Source organism: Paracoccus denitrificans, assembly GCF_900100045.1.
GTDB lineage: Bacteria > Pseudomonadota > Alphaproteobacteria > Rhodobacterales > Rhodobacteraceae > Paracoccus > Paracoccus denitrificans.
Genome location: NZ_FNEA01000015.1, coordinates 95,498 through 111,299, shown reverse-complemented (window position 1 = coordinate 111,299; position 15,802 = coordinate 95,498). Strand labels below are relative to the sequence as shown.

Sequence of the window (15,802 nt, the reverse complement as noted above, 5' to 3'; positions counted from 1 at the left end):
GCAGGCGTGGCGGCAGGGAATGCAAATCCCCCGACAGCCCGCGCCGACCGTGAAAATCTTCTCTCGGATGGCGGATCTTTGGAATTCATCCCGGCCTGGCAAAGGGCTAGCAACGGGAAAGACGGCAACACTTGTCGTGATTTTTACGGAAGGTGCAGGACCATGGGCGCGCGACGGCTGAAACTGGGCTTCATGATGCATGGCAACGGCACGGGCTGGGGCGACTGGCGCCATCCGGCCGCGCATCCCGGCGCCTCGACCGATTTCGGCTATTACCGGCGCCAGGCGCAGGTCGCCGAGGCGGCGAAGTTCGATTTCCTGTTCGTCGCCGACAGCGTGCATATCACGCCCAAGTCCAGCCCCCATTACCTCAACCGCTTCGAGCCCCTGACCATCCTGTCGGCGCTGGCGGCGGTGACGGATCGGATCGGCCTGGTCGGAACCCTGACCGTAAGCTATGCCGAGCCCTACAACGTGGCGCGGCAGTTCGCCTCGCTCGACCATATCTCGGGCGGGCGCGCGGGCTGGAACGTGGTGACGAGCTGGCTGGAGGGCTCGGCCCGCAATTTCAGCCGCGACAAGCATTACGATCACGCCACGCGCTATCGCCTTGCCGCCGAGCATCTGGACGTGGTGCAGGGCCTGTGGGATTCGTGGGAGGACGATGCGCTGGTCCACGACAAGGCGTCGGGCCGGTTCTTCGACCCCGAAAAGCTGCACCGGCTGGACCATCGCGGGCCGTTCTTCCAGGTCGAGGGGCCGCTGAACATCGCGCGCTCGCCGCAGGGCCAGCCGGTCATCTTCCAGGCCGGAGCATCCGAGGACGGGCGCAACTTCGCCGCCGCGCGCTCGGATGCGATCTTCGTGCAGGACGACGACCTGCTGTCCGCCAGGGCCTATTACGCCGACGTGAAGCGCCGCGCGGCAGGCTTCGGCCGCAACCCGGCGGATCTGTTCGTTCTGCCGGGGCTGCGCCCGGTCATCGGCTCGACCGAGGAGGAGGCCGAGCGCAAGTATCGGGATTTCATCGCCCTGACCTCGATCGAGGATGCGCTGCTGATCATGGCGCGGTCCTTCAACGAGCACGACTTTTCGCAATACGATCTGGACGCCCCCTTTCCTGAGGTCGAGCGCTTCGCGCAGAACTCGAACCGCTCGACCTCGGGACGAGTGATCCGGCTGGCGCGCGAGGGCAACCTGACCCTGCGCGAGACGGCGCAGCGTTTCGCCACGCCGCGCACCGATTTCGTCGGCACGCCCGAGCAGGTCGCCGATGCCTTCGAACGCTGGTTCCTGGAGCCCGCGGCGGACGGCTTCGTCTATAACAACTCGTTGCCGGACGAGCTTTCGGTCTTTGCCGAAACCGTCATTCCCATCCTGCAGGACCGCGGGCTGTTCCGCCGCGAATACGAAGGCACCACCTTCCGCGATTCGCTGGGGCTGGCCAAACCCGTGAACCGCCACACCTCCCGGCGCATCGCGGCCGAGTGACAGAAAGGAACCGTCATGACCCCAATCTCTCGTCGCGGATTCGGTACGCTTCTGGCGGCCGCCGCACTGGCGCTGGCCACGCAGGCGGGCGCGCAGGATCTGTCCGGCGTCACCCTGCGCGTCGGCGACCAGGTGGGCGAGCAGCGCGCCCGGCTCGAGGCCGCAGGGCTGCTGGACGACCTGCCCTACAAGATCGAATGGTCGGTCTATCCGGCCGCGGTGAACCTGCATGAGGCGCTGAAGGCCGAGGCGGTGGACATCGGCATGTCCGCCGACAGCCCGGCGGTCAGCGCCATCGCCGGCGGCTCCAGGATCAAGATCGCCGCGGCCTTCCACAACGGCGGGCTGGGCACCTCGATCATCGTGCCCAAGGACAGCCCGATCCAGAGCATCGGGGACCTGAAGGGCAAGACCATTTCGCCCACCACCCGGGGCAGCGTGGCGCATTACCTGACCCTGGGCACGCTGAAGAATGCCGGGATCGATCAGCAGGACGTCAAGCTGGCTTTCCTGACCCCGGCCGACGCCTCGGCGGCCTTCCAGTCCGGCGGGATCGACGCCTGGGCGATCTGGGGCATCTACAAGGCGCGCAGCATCGGCGTGCTTGGTGCCCGCGAGCTTTACGATGGCCAGGGCGTGAACACCGGCAATATCGTCTATGCCGTGACCGAAAAGACCCTCGGCGACCCGGCGAAGATCGAGGCGATCAAGGATTACCTGGCCCGGATCGAGAAAAGCTACGAATGGGCCCGCGAGAACCGCGAGGATTTCCTGACCTTCTACGAAGGCTTCAGCAAGCAGGACCGCGCCACCGTCGAGCCGCTTTACGCCGAGCAGACCGCCTACAAGCGGCTGCCCATCGACGACGCCTTCGTCGCCAGCCTGCAGAACGTCTTTGCCACCTGGGTCGAGGCCGGGGTGCTTGACGGATCGCTGGACCTGTCGGCCCATGTCTATCGCGACCCGCCCGTCATCGCGCTGAACTGACATGAGCATCACCGAGATCGACCGCAGCTATGCCGCACTGCGCAAGGATCGCCCGGCCGAGCCGGCGGATGCGCTGGTGCGGCTGACCCCGGCCACGGCCCGCGGGCGGCAGGTGCCGCGCTGGCTGCGCCGGGGCATCGGCCCGGTGGCGCTGGTGCTGGTCTGGCATCTCGCCTCGATCACCGGCGTCCTGCCCGCCGAGGTGCTGGCGGGGCCTGCCACCGTGCTTTCCAGCGCCGCGAAGCTGATCCAGACCGGCGAGTTGCAAGAGGCGGTCGTCGTATCGATGCAGCGCGCGATGAGCGGGCTGCTGATCGGCGGCACCATCGGCGTCGCGCTTGCCATCCTGTCCGGCCTGACCCGGCTGGGCGAGGATCTGGTCGACGCGCCCATGCAGATGCTGCGCACCGTGCCGAACGTGGCGCTGATCCCGCTGCTGATCATCTGGTTCGGCATCGGCGAGGCGCCGAAAATCGCGCTGATCGCGCTTGCGACGGCCTTTCCGTTGTATCTCAACGTCTATGCCGGCATCCGGGGCGTGGACCAGTCCCTGATCGAGGCCGGGCGGACGCTGGGCCTTGGCCGTGCCGGGCTGGTGCGCCATGTCATCCTGCCCGGTGCGCTGCCCAATGCCCTGGTCGGCCTGCGCTATTCGCTGGGCATCGCCTGGCTGGCGCTTGTCTTTGGCGAGCAGATCAACGCCACCGCCGGCGTGGGCTATCTGATGGCCAATGCGCGCGAATTCTTCCAGACCGACGTGATCGTCGTCTGCCTTGTCGTCTATGCCCTGCTCGGCCTTGCCGTCGATCTGGTGGTGCGCAGCTTGGAAAGGATCTTCCTGTCATGGCGACCCAACTTCACCGGAGCCTGAAAACACCCGCGGCCGTCGCGGTGCGGGGGCTCAGCCGCGCCTTCGGCCCGCGCCGGGTGATCGACAACCTGGACCTTGCCATCCGGCCGGGCGAATTCGTCGCGCTGCTGGGCGCCTCGGGCTGCGGCAAGTCCACGCTGCTGCGCATCCTGGGCGATCTGGACCCGGAGTTCGAGGGCGAGGTGGTGGTGCCTTCGCGCCGCGCCATCGCCTTCCAGGCGCCGCGGCTGATGCCGTGGAAGCGGGTCTGGCACAATGTCGTCCTGGGCTTGCCGGGCCGCCCCGACCGAAAACGGGCCGAGCGCGCGCTGGACGAGGTCGGCATCGGTCATCGCGCCGATGTCTGGCCCAAGGTGCTGTCGGGCGGCGAGGCACAGCGCGCCGCCCTGGCGCGGGCGCTGGTGCGGGAACCCGACCTGCTTTTGCTGGACGAACCCTTCGCCGCGCTGGATGCGCTGACCCGGATCAAGGCGCAGGCCCTGGTGGCCGAATTGTGGCAGCGCCACGGCTGCGCGATCCTGCTGGTCACTCACGACGTCGAAGAGGCGATCCTGCTGGCCGATCGGGTGCTGGTGATGAAAGAGGGCGTAATCGCCCATCACGAACCCATCGCGCTGGACCGGCCGCGCGACGTGGCCGACCCCGAATTCGCCCGTATCCGCGGGGCGTTGCTGGACTGGCTGGGCGTGGCGCACGGGGCCGCGCATTGAGACAGGGCCTTTCGATCACGACCGATGTCCTGGCCATCGGCGGCAGCATGGCCGGCGCCTGGGCCGCAAGTGAACCGGAAAACGCCGCCGCACGACCGCAGAAGGAGAAAGAGGATGCCCCACGACCACGACCATCATTCCCATGACCATCAAGAGGCGCCGCGCTGGAAATATGACGGCGTGCGGGTCATCAAGGGGGACCGGCTGGATTCCAGCACCGCCCAGACCCCCGGGATGTTCCGGCAAGCGGCGATCAACCATGCCCGCGTCGGCGCCCAAAGCATCTGGGCCGGGACGGTCGCCATCGAGCCCGATGCCAAGACCGGCGTCCATCATCACGGGCCGCTGGAAAGCGTGATCTATGTCGTGCGCGGCAAGGCGCGGCTTCGCTGGGGCGAGCGGCTGGAATATGTCGCCGAGGCCGGTCCGGGCGATTTCATCTATGTCCCGCCCTATGTCCCGCATCAGGAGATCAACGCCGATCCCGACCAGGTGCTGGAATGCGTGCTGGTGCGTTCGGACAACGAGGCGGTGGTGGTCAACATCACCGATGTCGATCCGGTCGAGGCCCCCGAAAGCGTCTACTGGGTCGATCCCATCCACCCGGCCCCCACATCCTGAAGGAGACATCATGTCCAACCGTATCACCGCCGCCGAGCTTTCCGCCGACCTGTCGGGGATCGATCTGCTGATCGACGTGCGCGCGCCCAAGGGAAGGGCCGAAAACGGAGAGATCGCCTCGGCCGTCATCCTGCCCAAGCCGCTGGTGGCCGAGGTCTTCGCCGGACCCCTTGCCTCGGTGCCAAAGGATGCCCGCATCGTCGTCTTTTGCGGCTCGGTCAACGGCTCCGGTCCCGTGGTCGGGACGCTGGCCGGGCTTGGCTTCACCAATGTCGCCGATGTCGAGGGCGGCTATGCGGCACTGAAGGAACGCGGCGTCGCCTGAACGGCGGCGTCTGAACGACATCAACGCTTTCTGGAAGACCATGTCATGCGCATTGCGCTTACCCTGTTTCTGCTTCTCAGCCCGGCTGTGGCCCTTGCGCATCCCGGGCATCTGCATGGCGGCGGCTTCGCCTCCGGTTTCTCGCATCCCCTTCTGGGCCTGGATCACGTCGTCGCCATGGTCGCCGTGGGTCTTTGGGCCGCCTCATTGGGAGGGGCCGCCGCGCCGATCCTCCTCCTGGCCTTTCCGCTGGCGATGATGGCGGGCGGATTGCTGGGCGCGGCGGACGTCCCCCTTCCCGCTGTCGAGGCGGGGATCGCCGCCTCGTCCATCGTGATCGGGGTCGCCGTCATGCTGGCCCTGCGTCCGCCGCTATGGGCGGCTGGCCTGGTCGTTGCGGCCTTTGCCGTTTTCCACGGCCATGCGCACGGCACCGAGATGCCTGCCGCCGGCAATCTCGCGCCTTATGCGGCGGGGTTCGTGCTGGCGACGCTTCTGCTGCATCTGGCGGGTCTTGGCATCGGCAGGGTGGGGCGCCTGCATCCGGGGCCGATGCTGTCGCGTGGGCTGGGCGCGGTCATCGCGCTCGTCGGGTCGTTCGCGCTTGGCGGGCTGGCCGGATGATGACGTTGCGCCGCAGTGGCGGCGCAACGACAAGAACCAACCGTTCCCCTTGCCGGCATTCCCAAGCCCGACAGGATGCGGGTGCCGGACCTTGCACGATGTGAATGGATCGAGGGGCGCGAAAACGCCATCGCGCTTGGATCCTGCCATGGCGTAGACAGCGAGGCTGCGGCGGGAAAGATCCGCACGCCCAGCGTATAAGGGATCATGCCGCCCGCCTGGGTAGACCGAGCCGTCTACGCGGATCGCCGACAAGCGAGCTGACCGCCACCGACAGCAGCGCGCCCACCGCCGATTATCCCCAGCCACATCCGGGATTGCGTCGGGATTGAGGTCGCAGCGGACACCAGATCACCCGGTGCAGGCCCCCTGCCGGCCTGTGCCGGTGGGCTCTACATGCGGGGTGCAATTATTGTCGACTATAAAATTGTTGACATTAAGACAATACAGCCGCACTCTCCGATTCAGCGAAGCATTCGGAGGGAGGAGCCGGAAATGCTTGCACTATCGCTGGTCCTGAACGGCATCGTTCTGGGCTCGGTACTGCTCTTGTTCAGCCTTGGGCTGACCCTGATCTACGGCGTTGGCCGGATCGTGAATTTCGCCCATGGCGCCTTGTTCAGCGCCGGGGCCATGGCGGGCGTCTGGCTGGTCGCCTCGGGCGTTCCCTTCGGCGTGGCGCTGGTCGTCGCGCCGGTGGCGGTGGGACTGATCGGCGTGCTGATCGACTGGGCGATCCTTGCGCGGATCCGCGACCGCCCGATGGTGGACAGCCTGCTTCTGACCTTTGGCCTGGCGCTGCTCATCACCGGCATTCTTTACGAACTCGGCGGCCGCAACGTGCAGATCATGCCGGTTCCGCAGGTGCTGGGCGGCGTGATCTCGCTGGGGGGCATCAGCCTGCCGACCTATCGCGTCTTCGTCTCGGTGCTGGCCATTGCGCTGACGATCGCACTGATCCTGTTCCTGAAGAACTCGAAATGGGGCTTGCGCGTGCGCGCGGCCAACGACGACCCAGAGATGGGCGCCTGCATCGGCATCGACCGCGAACGGCTGATGCATTCGGTCGTGGGCGTCAGCGCCGCCCTGGCCGCGGCGTCGGGGGTCGCGGCGGCACCGATCTTCACCGCCCATGCGGTGGTCGGCGACAAGATCCTGATCCTGGCCTTCATGACGGTCATCCTGGGCGGTCTCGGCAGCCTGAGGGGCGCGGTGGTCGCGGCCTATGCGGTCGGCCTGATCCTGGTCTTTGGCGAGGGCTATTTCGGCGGCCAGCTGGCGCTGATGCTGCTGTTCATCGTGGTCATGGCGATGCTCATCAACTGGCCGCGCGGATTTTTCGGCGAGGGGAGGACCGAATGATCGCAACAACCCTATCGGAGCGGCGCGTCCGCAGCCGGGGCGGCCTGGTCGGGCTGGCCGTCATCGCGGCCACGGGGCTTTGCCTGCCCTTTGCGAGCGCGGGCCAGCCCTTCCTGCTGATGCTGGCGTCCCATGCGCTGATCGCGGCGATCCTGGCGCTCAGCCTCGACATGCTGACCGGCAATACCGGGCTTTTGTCCTTTGGACATGCCGCCTGGTACGGGTTCGGCGCCTATGTCGCGGGCCTGCTGTCGAAAAGCGTCAGTTCGGACATCGCCGTGCTGATCCTGCTGACGCTGGCGGCGACGCTGCTGGTTTCTGGGGCTGTCGGCGCGATCCTGGTGCGCCAGGTCGGCAAGACCTTTGCGATCCTGACCCTGGCGCTGAGCCAGATCATGTTCGCGCTCGTTTTTGTCTTTTCCGACATCACCGGCGGCGAGGACGGCTTGCAGGGCATCCCCATGGCCACCTTCTTCGGTGCGCAGATCGTCAGCCCGGCGACCTGGTATGCGATCCTGCTGGGCGCGTTGCTGCTGGCGCTGGCCGGGGCGCTGCATATCCGGCATGCGCCGCTGGGGCGGGCGTGGCTGGCCATCCGCGAGAACAGCGAGCGGGCGCGGTTCATCGGCATGAACGTCACCCTGCTCAAGCTGATCTCCTATATGATCTCGGCCTCGCTCGCGTCCCTCGCCGGGCTGTTGTTCGTGCTGTTCAACGGCGCGACCTCGCCCGACCTGCTGCATTGGCTCGAATCGGGCAAGGTGCTGATGTATGTCGTCCTGGGCGGCGTCGGCACGATCTTTGGCCCGGTCATCGGCGCGGTGGTCTTTACCCTGGCCGAGCATTACGTCAGCAGCTTCACCGATGCATGGCTGATCTATTTCGGTGCGCTTTTCGTGCTGATCGTCATCGTCGCGCCGGGCGGGCTGTTCGGCGGCGCGGCCCGGATCGCGACGCGCCTGTCGGCACGCAAGCCGGGGCGGAGGGCCGCGCAATGATCCTGGAAGTCAACGAACTGACCAAGCATTTCGGCGGGCTGAAGGCGGTGAACGGGGTCGACCTGCGGGTGGAGCAGGGTTCGATCCACTCGATCATCGGTCCCAACGGCGCCGGCAAGACCACGCTGTTCAACCTCATCACCGGGTCGATTCCGCCGATGTCCGGCACCGTCCTGTTCGACGGTCGCGACATCACCGGCTGGCCGCCCGAGCGGCTGGCGCGGGGCGGCGTCGCGCGCACCTTCCAGCGCACCAGCATCTTCATGGACCTGCCGGTGCTGGAAAACGTCGCGCTGGCGATCCGTTCGCGCGAAGGGTGCTCGGCCTCGCTGTGGCAGTCCCATCAGCACGAGGACGAGGCCGCCGACGAGGCGCGGGGTATCCTTGCCAGCGTCGGGCTGCGCGGGCGCGAGGATGCGAAGGCCGGAATGCTGGCGCATGGTTATCAGCGCGCGCTGGACATCGCCATCGGCCTTGCGCTGAAGCCCCGGCTGATCCTGATGGACGAGCCGCTGGCCGGCATGTCGCGCGGCGACCGCGAGACCATCGCCGCGCTGATCACCATGCTGCGCGAGACCATGGGCCTGACCATCATCGTGGTCGAGCATGACGTGGGCATGGTCATGCGCCTGTCCGACCGCATCACCGTCATGCAGCACGGCACTGTCATCGCCGATGCCCCGCCCGACGAGATCCGCGGCAACGAGGCCGTCCGCCAAGCCTATCTGCACGGGAGTTTCGCACAATGAACGCGGTGCTTCGTTACGAGAACCTCTCGGCCTTCTACGGTGCCAGCCAGATCCTGCACGGGCTCAGCTTCGAGGTGCCGGCCGCCTCGGTGGTGTGCCTTCTGGGCCTGAACGGCATGGGCAAGACCACGACGCTGCGCGCGACCATGGGGCTGGTGGACCGGACCGAGGGGCGGATCACGCTGAACGGCCGGGAACTGGCGGGCCCGACCTTTCGCCGCGCCCAGATGGGCGTGACGCTGGTGCCCGAGGATCGCAAGGTCTTTGCCAATCTGACGGTCGAGGAAAACCTGGAAGTCGCGCGCCGGCCGACCGGCTCCGGCCGGGACTTCAGCATCGCCGAGGCGGTCGAGATCTTTCCTCGCCTGGGCGAGCGGATGGGCCAGAAGGCCGGCACGATGAGCGGGGGCGAGCAGCAGATGCTGGTCGTGGCCCGCGCCATGCTGGCCAACCCGGCCTACATGATGCTGGACGAGCCGACCGAGGGCCTGTCGCCCAGCTATGTCGGCGCCATCGCCCAATCCATCGAAGAGGCGCGCAAGCGCGGCATCGGCGTCATCCTCGTCGAGCAGAGCATCCCGCTGGCGCTTTCGGTCGGGGATGCCTTCCATGTCGTCGAGAACGGCCAGATCACCCGCAGCTTCGCCCGCGACGAGGCGCTGGCGGATCGCGAGGGGCTGGAACGGATGCTGACGGTCGAATGACCCGTTGTCGGCGGCGGCTTGCACGGGGCGGAAAGGGGCGCGGCCATGGAACGCGCGGGGCTTTCACAGATCAACATTCAGGAATGAGATGAGAACCGAAATCGAATCCAAGGAACTGCTGGCGCGCTACGGCATCGAGACCACGCTGCCGGAACTGGCGACCTCGCCGGACGATGCCCATGCCATCGTCTCGCGCATCGGTGCCCCCTGCGCGCTGAAGGTGGTCTCGCCCGACATCGTCCACAAGGTCGATGCCGGCGGCGTGCGCCTATCGGTGGCGGCGGACGGGGCAGGGGATGCCTGGCGCTCGATCATGGATGCCTGCCGCGCCTCGCATCCCTCGGCCCACATCGAGGGCGTGCTGGTCGAAGAGATGGTGCCTGCCGGGCTCGAGGTCTTCATCGGCGGGCGGATCGACCCGGATTACGGGCCTGTGGTGCTGTTCGGCGCCGGCGGCAGCGGGGTCGAACAGCGCGGCAAGCCCGTCGCAGCGCTGGCGCCGCTGACCGAGGCGCAAGGCCGGGCGATGGTCGATGCGGCCTTTCCCGCCCCCTTCGCCGGCGGGGATGCGGCCGGACGCGCCGCGTTGACCCGCTGCCTGATGGCGGTCGGCGGACCGGACGGCATGTTGCTGAACGAGGAGATCGCCGAACTCGACATCAACCCGATCATCCTTTGCGGCGCGCGGGCGGTCGCGGTCGACGCGGTCGCGGGCGGCGTGCGTCCCGCCACCACCCCGCGCGGTGATGCGGAAACCGCGGCCGCGCTCGACGCCCGCCGTGCCAAGCTGGCGGGAATGGGGGCGCTGTTCAATCCCGGGGCCATCGCCTTTGTCGGCGCCTCGACCTCGGCCGACAAGCTGGGCCATCACATGATCCGCAACCTCGTGGATTTCGGCTTCACCGGCCCGATCTATCCGATCCACCCCAGCGCCGACGAGATCTGCGGCCTCAAGGCCTATCCGACGATCACCGATGCGCCGGACGGGATCGACCGCGCGCTGGTCGCCGTCGCCAGCCATCGCGTGCCCGACGTGCTGGCCGAATGCCGCGCCAAGGGGGTCAAGCTGGCGCAGGTGCTGACGGCGGGCTTCGCCGAGTTTTCCAGCGACAGCGCCGATCTGGAGCGCCGGATGCTGGAGCAGGTCGCGGACGGGGCGATGCGCATGGTCGGGCCGAACTGCATCGGCACCTTCTCGGCCGCCTCGCGCATGGCGGTCGGGGCGGCGCGCTACAACCCGACCGAGGGCGGGGGCATCACCTTCTTTTCCCAAAGCGGCACCTTTGCCGGCGACGTGGTGCGCCGCGCGCAGGTCTGGGGCCTGCCGCTGGGACGGGCGCTGTCCTGCGGCAACTGCTCGGACGTGGACATGGTCGATCTGCTGCTGCAGGCCGAGCAGGACCCCGAGACCGAGATCATCGCCTTCTACATGGAATCGCTGCGCGATCCGGGGCTGTTCTTCCGCGCCGCCGCCGCGATGGCCAAGCCCGTGGTGATCCTGCGCGGAGCGCAGACCGAGCAGGGCCAGGTCGCGGCCTCCAGCCATACGGCGGCGATGGCGACGGACGGCCTGCTGTGGGACGCGGCGCTGGCGCAATCGGGGGTGATCCAGGTGTCCAATGTCGACGACCTGATGGACACGCTGCTGGCGCTGGCCGCGCATGGCCGTGGCCCGGGCGAGCGGCTGGCGATCTTCGGCTCGGGCGGCGGGGTCAGCGTCACCGCGTCGGACGCGGCGGCACGCGCGGGGCTGGTCGTGCCCGCGCTGGATCCGGCGACCGAGGAAGGGCTGAGGCGCTTCGGCATTCCCGGCACCAGCGTCGCCAACCCCATCGACATCCCGGTCTGGGGCCTGCGCGACGGCGACCGCTATATCTTCGAGGAGATCATCAACCTGCTCAAGGACTCGCCGGTCATCGACCGGTTGGTGGTCTTCGTCGAGATGGGCTGGGTGCTCGACTTCATGGAAAGCGACGAGGCGGGGCTGGTCGCGCTGGAACGGATCTGCGATTCGATCGCCCGCGCGCGCCCCGACGGCGCGGCCATGTCGCTGGCATTGCGCAGCTCGGGCGACAAATACCAGGACGATTTCGTCCGCGACCAGCGCAGGAAGTTCCTGAAACGGGGCATATCGGTATATCAATCGACATCGCGGGCCGTTCGTGCTCAGGCAAGACTCATTCACGGCATGAGGGTATTGAATTGATCAATCGCGCTTCCAGCAATCCGCAAACCCCGACATTCGGCACCCATGTCGATCTGGCCAGGACATTTCGGACCGATCCGGCCGAGGCCGATGGCATGCAGACCCTGCCCGAACAGCTCAGCGCCAGGATCATGGCGCTGATCATCAACGGCGAGTTCGAACCGGGCCAGCGGTTGCAGGAAAGCGCGTTGGCCGAACGGTTCGAGGTCAGCCGCGGCCCGATCAGGGAAGCGTTGAGGATTCTGGAGCGCGAGGGGCTGGTGACCATGGCCTCGCGCCGCGGCGCCAGCGTCACCCGGCTGACCGCCGAGCGGCTGCGCGACATCTTCAACGTGCGCGCGGCGCTGATGGGCATATGCGCCGAGGAACTGGCCGAACGGCGGGACCCCGAGGTCCCGTCGATCATGGACGAAGGCACCCGGCGCCTGCTGGCGGCCAACGAGGCCGGTGACGAGGAGGAGTTCATCGCCATCGTCTATCAACTCAGCATGTATATCTCGGAGGCGGCCGGCAACGAGATCGCGCGCTCGATCCTGTTCTCGCTGGGCCGCCAGACGCTGCCACTGACGCGGCGCCTGTTCCAGGACGAGGCCGAACGCCTGACCTGGGCCGGCAACTGGCAGGCGATCAGCGAGGCGATCCGCGCGGGCGATCCCGTCCGAGCGCGTCAGGCGGTGCGCAAGCTGCTGGCCGATATCAGAACGGGAGTTCTGGCCGTGCACGAGCGTCTCGAAGAAGAGCGACGTTCCGCCGGGTCATAATCAACGGGTTCACAAAGCGGGAACGGACCCGGTCGTCGGCGCCTCGGGGAGGGGGCGCCGGGTGGCTGCTCATGCCCGCATCGCAGGAGTGGAGGAGAGAATGGGAAAGTTTCGTCTCAGCGGGATGGCGGCATGCGCGCTGGCGGCCTGCGCCGCGTTGCCGGCAGGCCCGGCGGCGGCCGAGGTTGCCATCGGCGTGTTCGTGCCCACGACCGGGGTGCTGGCGCCCCTGGGCAACGACATGCGCAACGGCTTTCTGCTGGCCGCGAAGGGTGCCATCGTCAAGGGCGAGCCGGTCAGGCTGATCGTCGAGGATACCGGCGGCAATCCCGCCAACGGGTTGCGCAAGGCGCAGAAGCTGGTGCTGGAGGACAAGGTCTCGCTGCTGCTGGGCGGGGCGAGCAGCGCGGTCACGCTGGGCATCAACGCCCAGGCGCCGCGGCTGAACGTGCCCATCGTCACCACCAACGCCCAGGCGGTGCCGATCACCGGCGAGCAATGCAGCCGCTTCATGTTCCGCACCGTGCCCCATGACGGCAATACCGCCAAGGCCAGCGCGGCGATGTTCGCCGAGCGTCCCGACATGATCGGACGGAAATGGTTCGTGGTCTATCACGACTATGCCTATGGCCTGTCCAACAAGGCGGAGTTTTCGCATATACCCGGCATCCAGATCGCCGGAGAGGCCGGCCGCCCGGTGGGCACGGCGGACTGGTCCAGCGCCATCGCGCAGATCCAGGCCAGCGATGCCGACGGCATCTACCTGGCGCTGGCGGTGGGCGACGACCTGACCGCCTTTGTCAACCAGGCGCGCGGCTATGGGCTGGACTTTCCGATCATGACCCCGGCGGGCATCCCCGACACGATGCTGCAGGCGCTTGGCAAGAACGGCGTGGGCATGATCGCCAACGGGCTGACCGCCTCGTGGATGCAGGAGGATGAGAGCCCGCAGATCGCGGAGCTGGTCAAGGCCTATCACGAGGAATACGGCATCGTGCCGGGCTATCAGGCCATCCAGGCCTATGCGGGGATGCAGTTCGTGCTGGCCGTGCTGGAGGCGGCGGACGAGATCTCGACCGATGCGATCATCAAGGCACTCGAAGACACTGTCGCCGAAACCGTGGTGGGTCCCATCGATATCCGCGCCGAGGATCACCAGGGGATGCAAGGCACCTTCGTCGCCGAGGCGGTCGCCCTGGACCCGCCGCGGCACGGCGCATCCATCGGCTGGAAACCCGTCACACGGATGAGCTGGGACCAGATCAACCTGCTTCCCGAGGAAACCGGGTGCAAGGGTTTCTGACCCCGCCCCCCGCCACGCTTTGACAGGAAAGAGCAGCCATGGCCGGAAAACCGCTATCCATCGGATTGATCCTGTTCTGTCAGGTCTCGGCCATGACGCTGTGGTTCTCGGCCACGGCTGCGGCGACGGCGCTGGTGGCCGATGGTACCCTGTCGGGCCAGCAGGCGGGCCTGTTGACCGGCGCGGTGCAGCTTGGCTTTGTCGCCGGGACCCTGCTCAGCGCGCTGACCGGCATGGCCGACCGCTTCGATCCCCGGCGGCTGTTCGCCGCCTCGGCCATAGGCGGGGCGGCGGCCAATGCGCTTTTGCTGGTCACGGGCTTCGACGGCGCGGCGACCGTGGCGCTGCGCTTTGTCACCGGCATGACGCTGGCCGGGGTCTATCCCGTGGGCATGAAGATGGCCGCGGGCTGGACGCAGAAGGGCATGGGGCTGATGATCGGCGTGCTGGTGGGTGCGCTGACGCTGGGATCGTCGCTGCCGCACCTGTTCAACGCGGTGGTCGGGCTGGACTGGCGCACCACGATCGTCATCTCCAGCCTTTGCGCGGCCAGCGCGGCGGGTGCGATCCTGTTCTCGGGTCTCGGCCCGCATCTGCGCCGCGCCGCCCGCTTTCGCCTGTCCGAGGCCCGGCAGGCCGTGTTGCGCAAGCCGGTGCTGCTGGCGAATGCCGGATATCTTGGCCATATGTGGGAGCTTTACGCCATGTGGGCCTGGATCGGCGTGTTCCTGGAATGGGCGCTGACGCAGGCGGCAAGCCCGCTGGCCGCGAAATCGGGGCTCGTCACCTTCGCGGTGATCGCGGTGGGTGCCATTGGCTGCGTCGTGGCCGGGATGCTGGCCGACCGCTTCGGCCGCACCACCGTCACCATGGCGGCCATGGCGATCAGCGGCGCCTGCGCCCTGCTGATCGGCCTGACCCCGGCGCTGGGCGCCTTCGCCGTCATTGCCGTCGCGCTGATCTGGGGCGTCAGCGTGATCGCCGATTCGGCGCAGTTCTCGGCCAGCGTCGCGGAACTGTCCGAGCCCGAACTGGTCGGCACCATGCTGACGCTTCAGACCTGCATGGGCTTTCTGCTGACCTTCCTCATCATCCAGGCCATGCCGCTGATCGTCGCGGCCAGCGGCTGGAGCCACGCCTTTGCCACGCTGGCCATCGGCCCCTGGCTGGGCGTGCTGGCCATGTGGCGGCTGCGCCGGCTGCCCGAGGCCAAGCGCCTGGCCCATGGCCGGCGCTGAAACCGCAATCCTCAGCAACGGAGTTCCCGATGGAATGGGATACGCTTCTTTATGACCAGCCCGAGCCGGGCATCGCCGTCGTCACCTTCAACCGGCCCGAGCGCGCCAATGCCATGAACCAGCACATGCTGGCAGAGCTGGACCAGCTTTGCACGCTGATCTCGCGCGATGACGGCATCCGCGCCGTCATCGTCACCGGCGCGGGCAAGGCGTTCTCATCCGGCTTCGACCTCAAGGCCCAGGCCGAGGCGACGCCGCAGGGCGTGCGGGAATGGGAGCCGGTGCTGGAGGCCGATTTCCGCGGCATCATGTCCTTCTGGAACCTGGCGGTCCCGACTATCGCGGCGGTGAACGGCCCGGCGCTTGCCGGCGGCTTCGAGCTGATGATGGGATGCGACCTCGCGCTTTCCGTGGAAAGCGCGGTTTTCGGCGAGCCGGAGCTGAAATTCGGCGCCGGCATCGTCGCCATGCTGCTGCCATGGCATGTGCCGCCCAAGATCGCCAAGGGCGTGATCTTTACCGGCGAGGATTCGATCTCGGCGCCCCAGGCGCTGGACTGGGGCCTGATCAACCGTATCGTGCCGGCCGAGGATCTGCTGGCCGAGGCCGCGGCGCTGGCCCGGCGGATCTCGCGGCTGGACGCGATGGCGATGCGGCGGACCAAGCAGGCGATGCACCGCAGCTATGAGCTGATGGGGATGCAGGCGGCGCTGCGGGCCTCGCTGGATATCGACATCCTGCTGGAAGGCGAGGGGACGGAGCTCAAGCGCGGCTTTCTCAAGGTGCTGCGCGACCAGGGGCTGGGCAAGGCGCTGGCCTGGCGCGAGGCGCGCTTTGCCGGCGCATGACACC

Annotated in this window: 16 protein-coding genes; all 16 read left to right on the top strand. The window is 67.6% G+C overall.

Annotated features, from left to right (window positions below):
* The first annotated feature begins 162 nt into the window (after positions 1 to 162).
* The 16 genes from BLT64_RS14780 (at position 163) to BLT64_RS14705 (ending at position 15,798) form a co-directional block, all read left to right on the top strand.
* Entirely contained in the window at positions 163 to 1,491 is a 1,329-nt protein-coding gene (locus BLT64_RS14780) for an LLM class flavin-dependent oxidoreductase (protein WP_011751225.1), read from the top strand.
* Between the two features lie 15 nt (positions 1,492 to 1,506).
* On the top strand, positions 1,507 to 2,478 hold the full coding sequence (locus tag BLT64_RS14775; RefSeq protein ID WP_011751224.1) for an ABC transporter substrate-binding protein: 972 nt from the start codon (positions 1,507 to 1,509) through the stop codon (positions 2,476 to 2,478).
* 1 nt (position 2,479) lies between these two features.
* On the top strand, positions 2,480 to 3,349 hold the full coding sequence (locus BLT64_RS14770) for an ABC transporter permease subunit (protein ID WP_011751223.1): 870 nt from the start codon (positions 2,480 to 2,482) through the stop codon (positions 3,347 to 3,349).
* A complete protein-coding gene (locus BLT64_RS14765) occupies positions 3,322 to 4,059 on the top strand; it encodes an ABC transporter ATP-binding protein (RefSeq protein ID WP_011751222.1) in 738 nt (245 codons plus the stop codon). The genes BLT64_RS14770 and BLT64_RS14765 overlap by 28 nt, the downstream gene beginning before the upstream one ends.
* Positions 4,060 to 4,173: 114 nt before the next feature.
* Positions 4,174 to 4,680 carry a cupin domain-containing protein gene (locus tag BLT64_RS14760; RefSeq protein ID WP_011751221.1) on the top strand — a complete coding sequence of 169 codons (507 nt, stop codon included), beginning with the start codon at positions 4,174 to 4,176 and terminating at the stop codon, positions 4,678 to 4,680.
* A gap of 10 nt (positions 4,681 to 4,690) precedes the next feature.
* Complete coding sequence (locus BLT64_RS14755) at positions 4,691 to 5,005, top strand: rhodanese-like domain-containing protein (protein ID WP_011751220.1); 315 nt, start codon at positions 4,691 to 4,693, stop codon at positions 5,003 to 5,005.
* A gap of 45 nt (positions 5,006 to 5,050) precedes the next feature.
* Entirely contained in the window at positions 5,051 to 5,629 is a 579-nt protein-coding gene (locus tag BLT64_RS14750; protein ID WP_011751219.1) for a HupE/UreJ family protein, read from the top strand.
* Positions 5,630 to 6,124: 495 nt separating this feature from the next.
* Complete coding sequence (locus tag BLT64_RS14745) at positions 6,125 to 6,991, top strand: branched-chain amino acid ABC transporter permease (RefSeq protein WP_041530739.1); 867 nt, start codon at positions 6,125 to 6,127, stop codon at positions 6,989 to 6,991.
* Positions 6,988 to 7,989 carry a branched-chain amino acid ABC transporter permease gene (locus tag BLT64_RS14740; protein ID WP_011751217.1) on the top strand — a complete coding sequence of 334 codons (1,002 nt, stop codon included), beginning with the start codon at positions 6,988 to 6,990 and terminating at the stop codon, positions 7,987 to 7,989. Before BLT64_RS14745 ends, BLT64_RS14740 begins: the two co-directional genes overlap by 4 nt.
* Positions 7,986 to 8,738 (top strand): ABC transporter ATP-binding protein, encoded by a 753-nt coding sequence (locus BLT64_RS14735; protein ID WP_011751216.1) that lies wholly within the window; start codon positions 7,986 to 7,988, stop codon positions 8,736 to 8,738. Before BLT64_RS14740 ends, BLT64_RS14735 begins: the two co-directional genes overlap by 4 nt.
* Complete coding sequence (locus BLT64_RS14730) at positions 8,735 to 9,442, top strand: ABC transporter ATP-binding protein (RefSeq protein WP_011751215.1); 708 nt, start codon at positions 8,735 to 8,737, stop codon at positions 9,440 to 9,442. The genes BLT64_RS14735 and BLT64_RS14730 overlap by 4 nt, the downstream gene beginning before the upstream one ends.
* 88 nt (positions 9,443 to 9,530) lie before the next feature.
* Positions 9,531 to 11,648: an acetate--CoA ligase family protein gene (locus tag BLT64_RS14725; protein WP_011751214.1), complete on the top strand. Its 2,118-nt coding sequence runs from the start codon at positions 9,531 to 9,533 to the stop codon at positions 11,646 to 11,648.
* Positions 11,645 to 12,409 carry a GntR family transcriptional regulator gene (locus BLT64_RS14720; protein WP_011751213.1) on the top strand — a complete coding sequence of 255 codons (765 nt, stop codon included), beginning with the start codon at positions 11,645 to 11,647 and terminating at the stop codon, positions 12,407 to 12,409. The genes BLT64_RS14725 and BLT64_RS14720 overlap by 4 nt, the downstream gene beginning before the upstream one ends.
* Positions 12,410 to 12,509: 100 nt before the next feature.
* Positions 12,510 to 13,712, top strand: a complete 1,203-nt coding sequence (locus tag BLT64_RS14715; protein WP_011751212.1) for an ABC transporter substrate-binding protein — start codon at positions 12,510 to 12,512, stop codon at positions 13,710 to 13,712.
* Positions 13,713 to 13,750: 38 nt separating this feature from the next.
* Positions 13,751 to 14,950, top strand: coding sequence for an MFS transporter (locus tag BLT64_RS14710; RefSeq protein ID WP_011751211.1), 1,200 nt, complete (start codon positions 13,751 to 13,753; stop codon positions 14,948 to 14,950).
* 29 nt (positions 14,951 to 14,979) lie between these two features.
* Entirely contained in the window at positions 14,980 to 15,798 is an 819-nt protein-coding gene (locus BLT64_RS14705; RefSeq protein WP_011751210.1) for an enoyl-CoA hydratase/isomerase family protein, read from the top strand.
* Positions 15,799 to 15,802: the final 4 nt, after the last annotated feature.

Coding starts and splice junctions, on each gene's coding strand:
- BLT64_RS14710 (WP_011751211.1), top strand. CDS start 13,751: ATGGCCGGAAAACCGCTATCCATCGGATTGATCCTGTTCTGTCAGGTC.
- BLT64_RS14745 (WP_041530739.1), top strand. CDS start 6,125: ATGCTTGCACTATCGCTGGTCCTGAACGGCATCGTTCTGGGCTCGGTA.
- BLT64_RS14715 (WP_011751212.1), top strand. CDS start 12,510: ATGGGAAAGTTTCGTCTCAGCGGGATGGCGGCATGCGCGCTGGCGGCC.
- BLT64_RS14735 (WP_011751216.1), top strand. CDS start 7,986: ATGATCCTGGAAGTCAACGAACTGACCAAGCATTTCGGCGGGCTGAAG.
- BLT64_RS14730 (WP_011751215.1), top strand. CDS start 8,735: ATGAACGCGGTGCTTCGTTACGAGAACCTCTCGGCCTTCTACGGTGCC.
- BLT64_RS14770 (WP_011751223.1), top strand. CDS start 2,480: ATGAGCATCACCGAGATCGACCGCAGCTATGCCGCACTGCGCAAGGAT.
- BLT64_RS14740 (WP_011751217.1), top strand. CDS start 6,988: ATGATCGCAACAACCCTATCGGAGCGGCGCGTCCGCAGCCGGGGCGGC.
- BLT64_RS14780 (WP_011751225.1), top strand. CDS start 163: ATGGGCGCGCGACGGCTGAAACTGGGCTTCATGATGCATGGCAACGGC.
- BLT64_RS14755 (WP_011751220.1), top strand. CDS start 4,691: ATGTCCAACCGTATCACCGCCGCCGAGCTTTCCGCCGACCTGTCGGGG.
- BLT64_RS14750 (WP_011751219.1), top strand. CDS start 5,051: ATGCGCATTGCGCTTACCCTGTTTCTGCTTCTCAGCCCGGCTGTGGCC.
- BLT64_RS14775 (WP_011751224.1), top strand. CDS start 1,507: ATGACCCCAATCTCTCGTCGCGGATTCGGTACGCTTCTGGCGGCCGCC.
- BLT64_RS14760 (WP_011751221.1), top strand. CDS start 4,174: ATGCCCCACGACCACGACCATCATTCCCATGACCATCAAGAGGCGCCG.
- BLT64_RS14705 (WP_011751210.1), top strand. CDS start 14,980: ATGGAATGGGATACGCTTCTTTATGACCAGCCCGAGCCGGGCATCGCC.
- BLT64_RS14765 (WP_011751222.1), top strand. CDS start 3,322: ATGGCGACCCAACTTCACCGGAGCCTGAAAACACCCGCGGCCGTCGCG.
- BLT64_RS14725 (WP_011751214.1), top strand. CDS start 9,531: ATGAGAACCGAAATCGAATCCAAGGAACTGCTGGCGCGCTACGGCATC.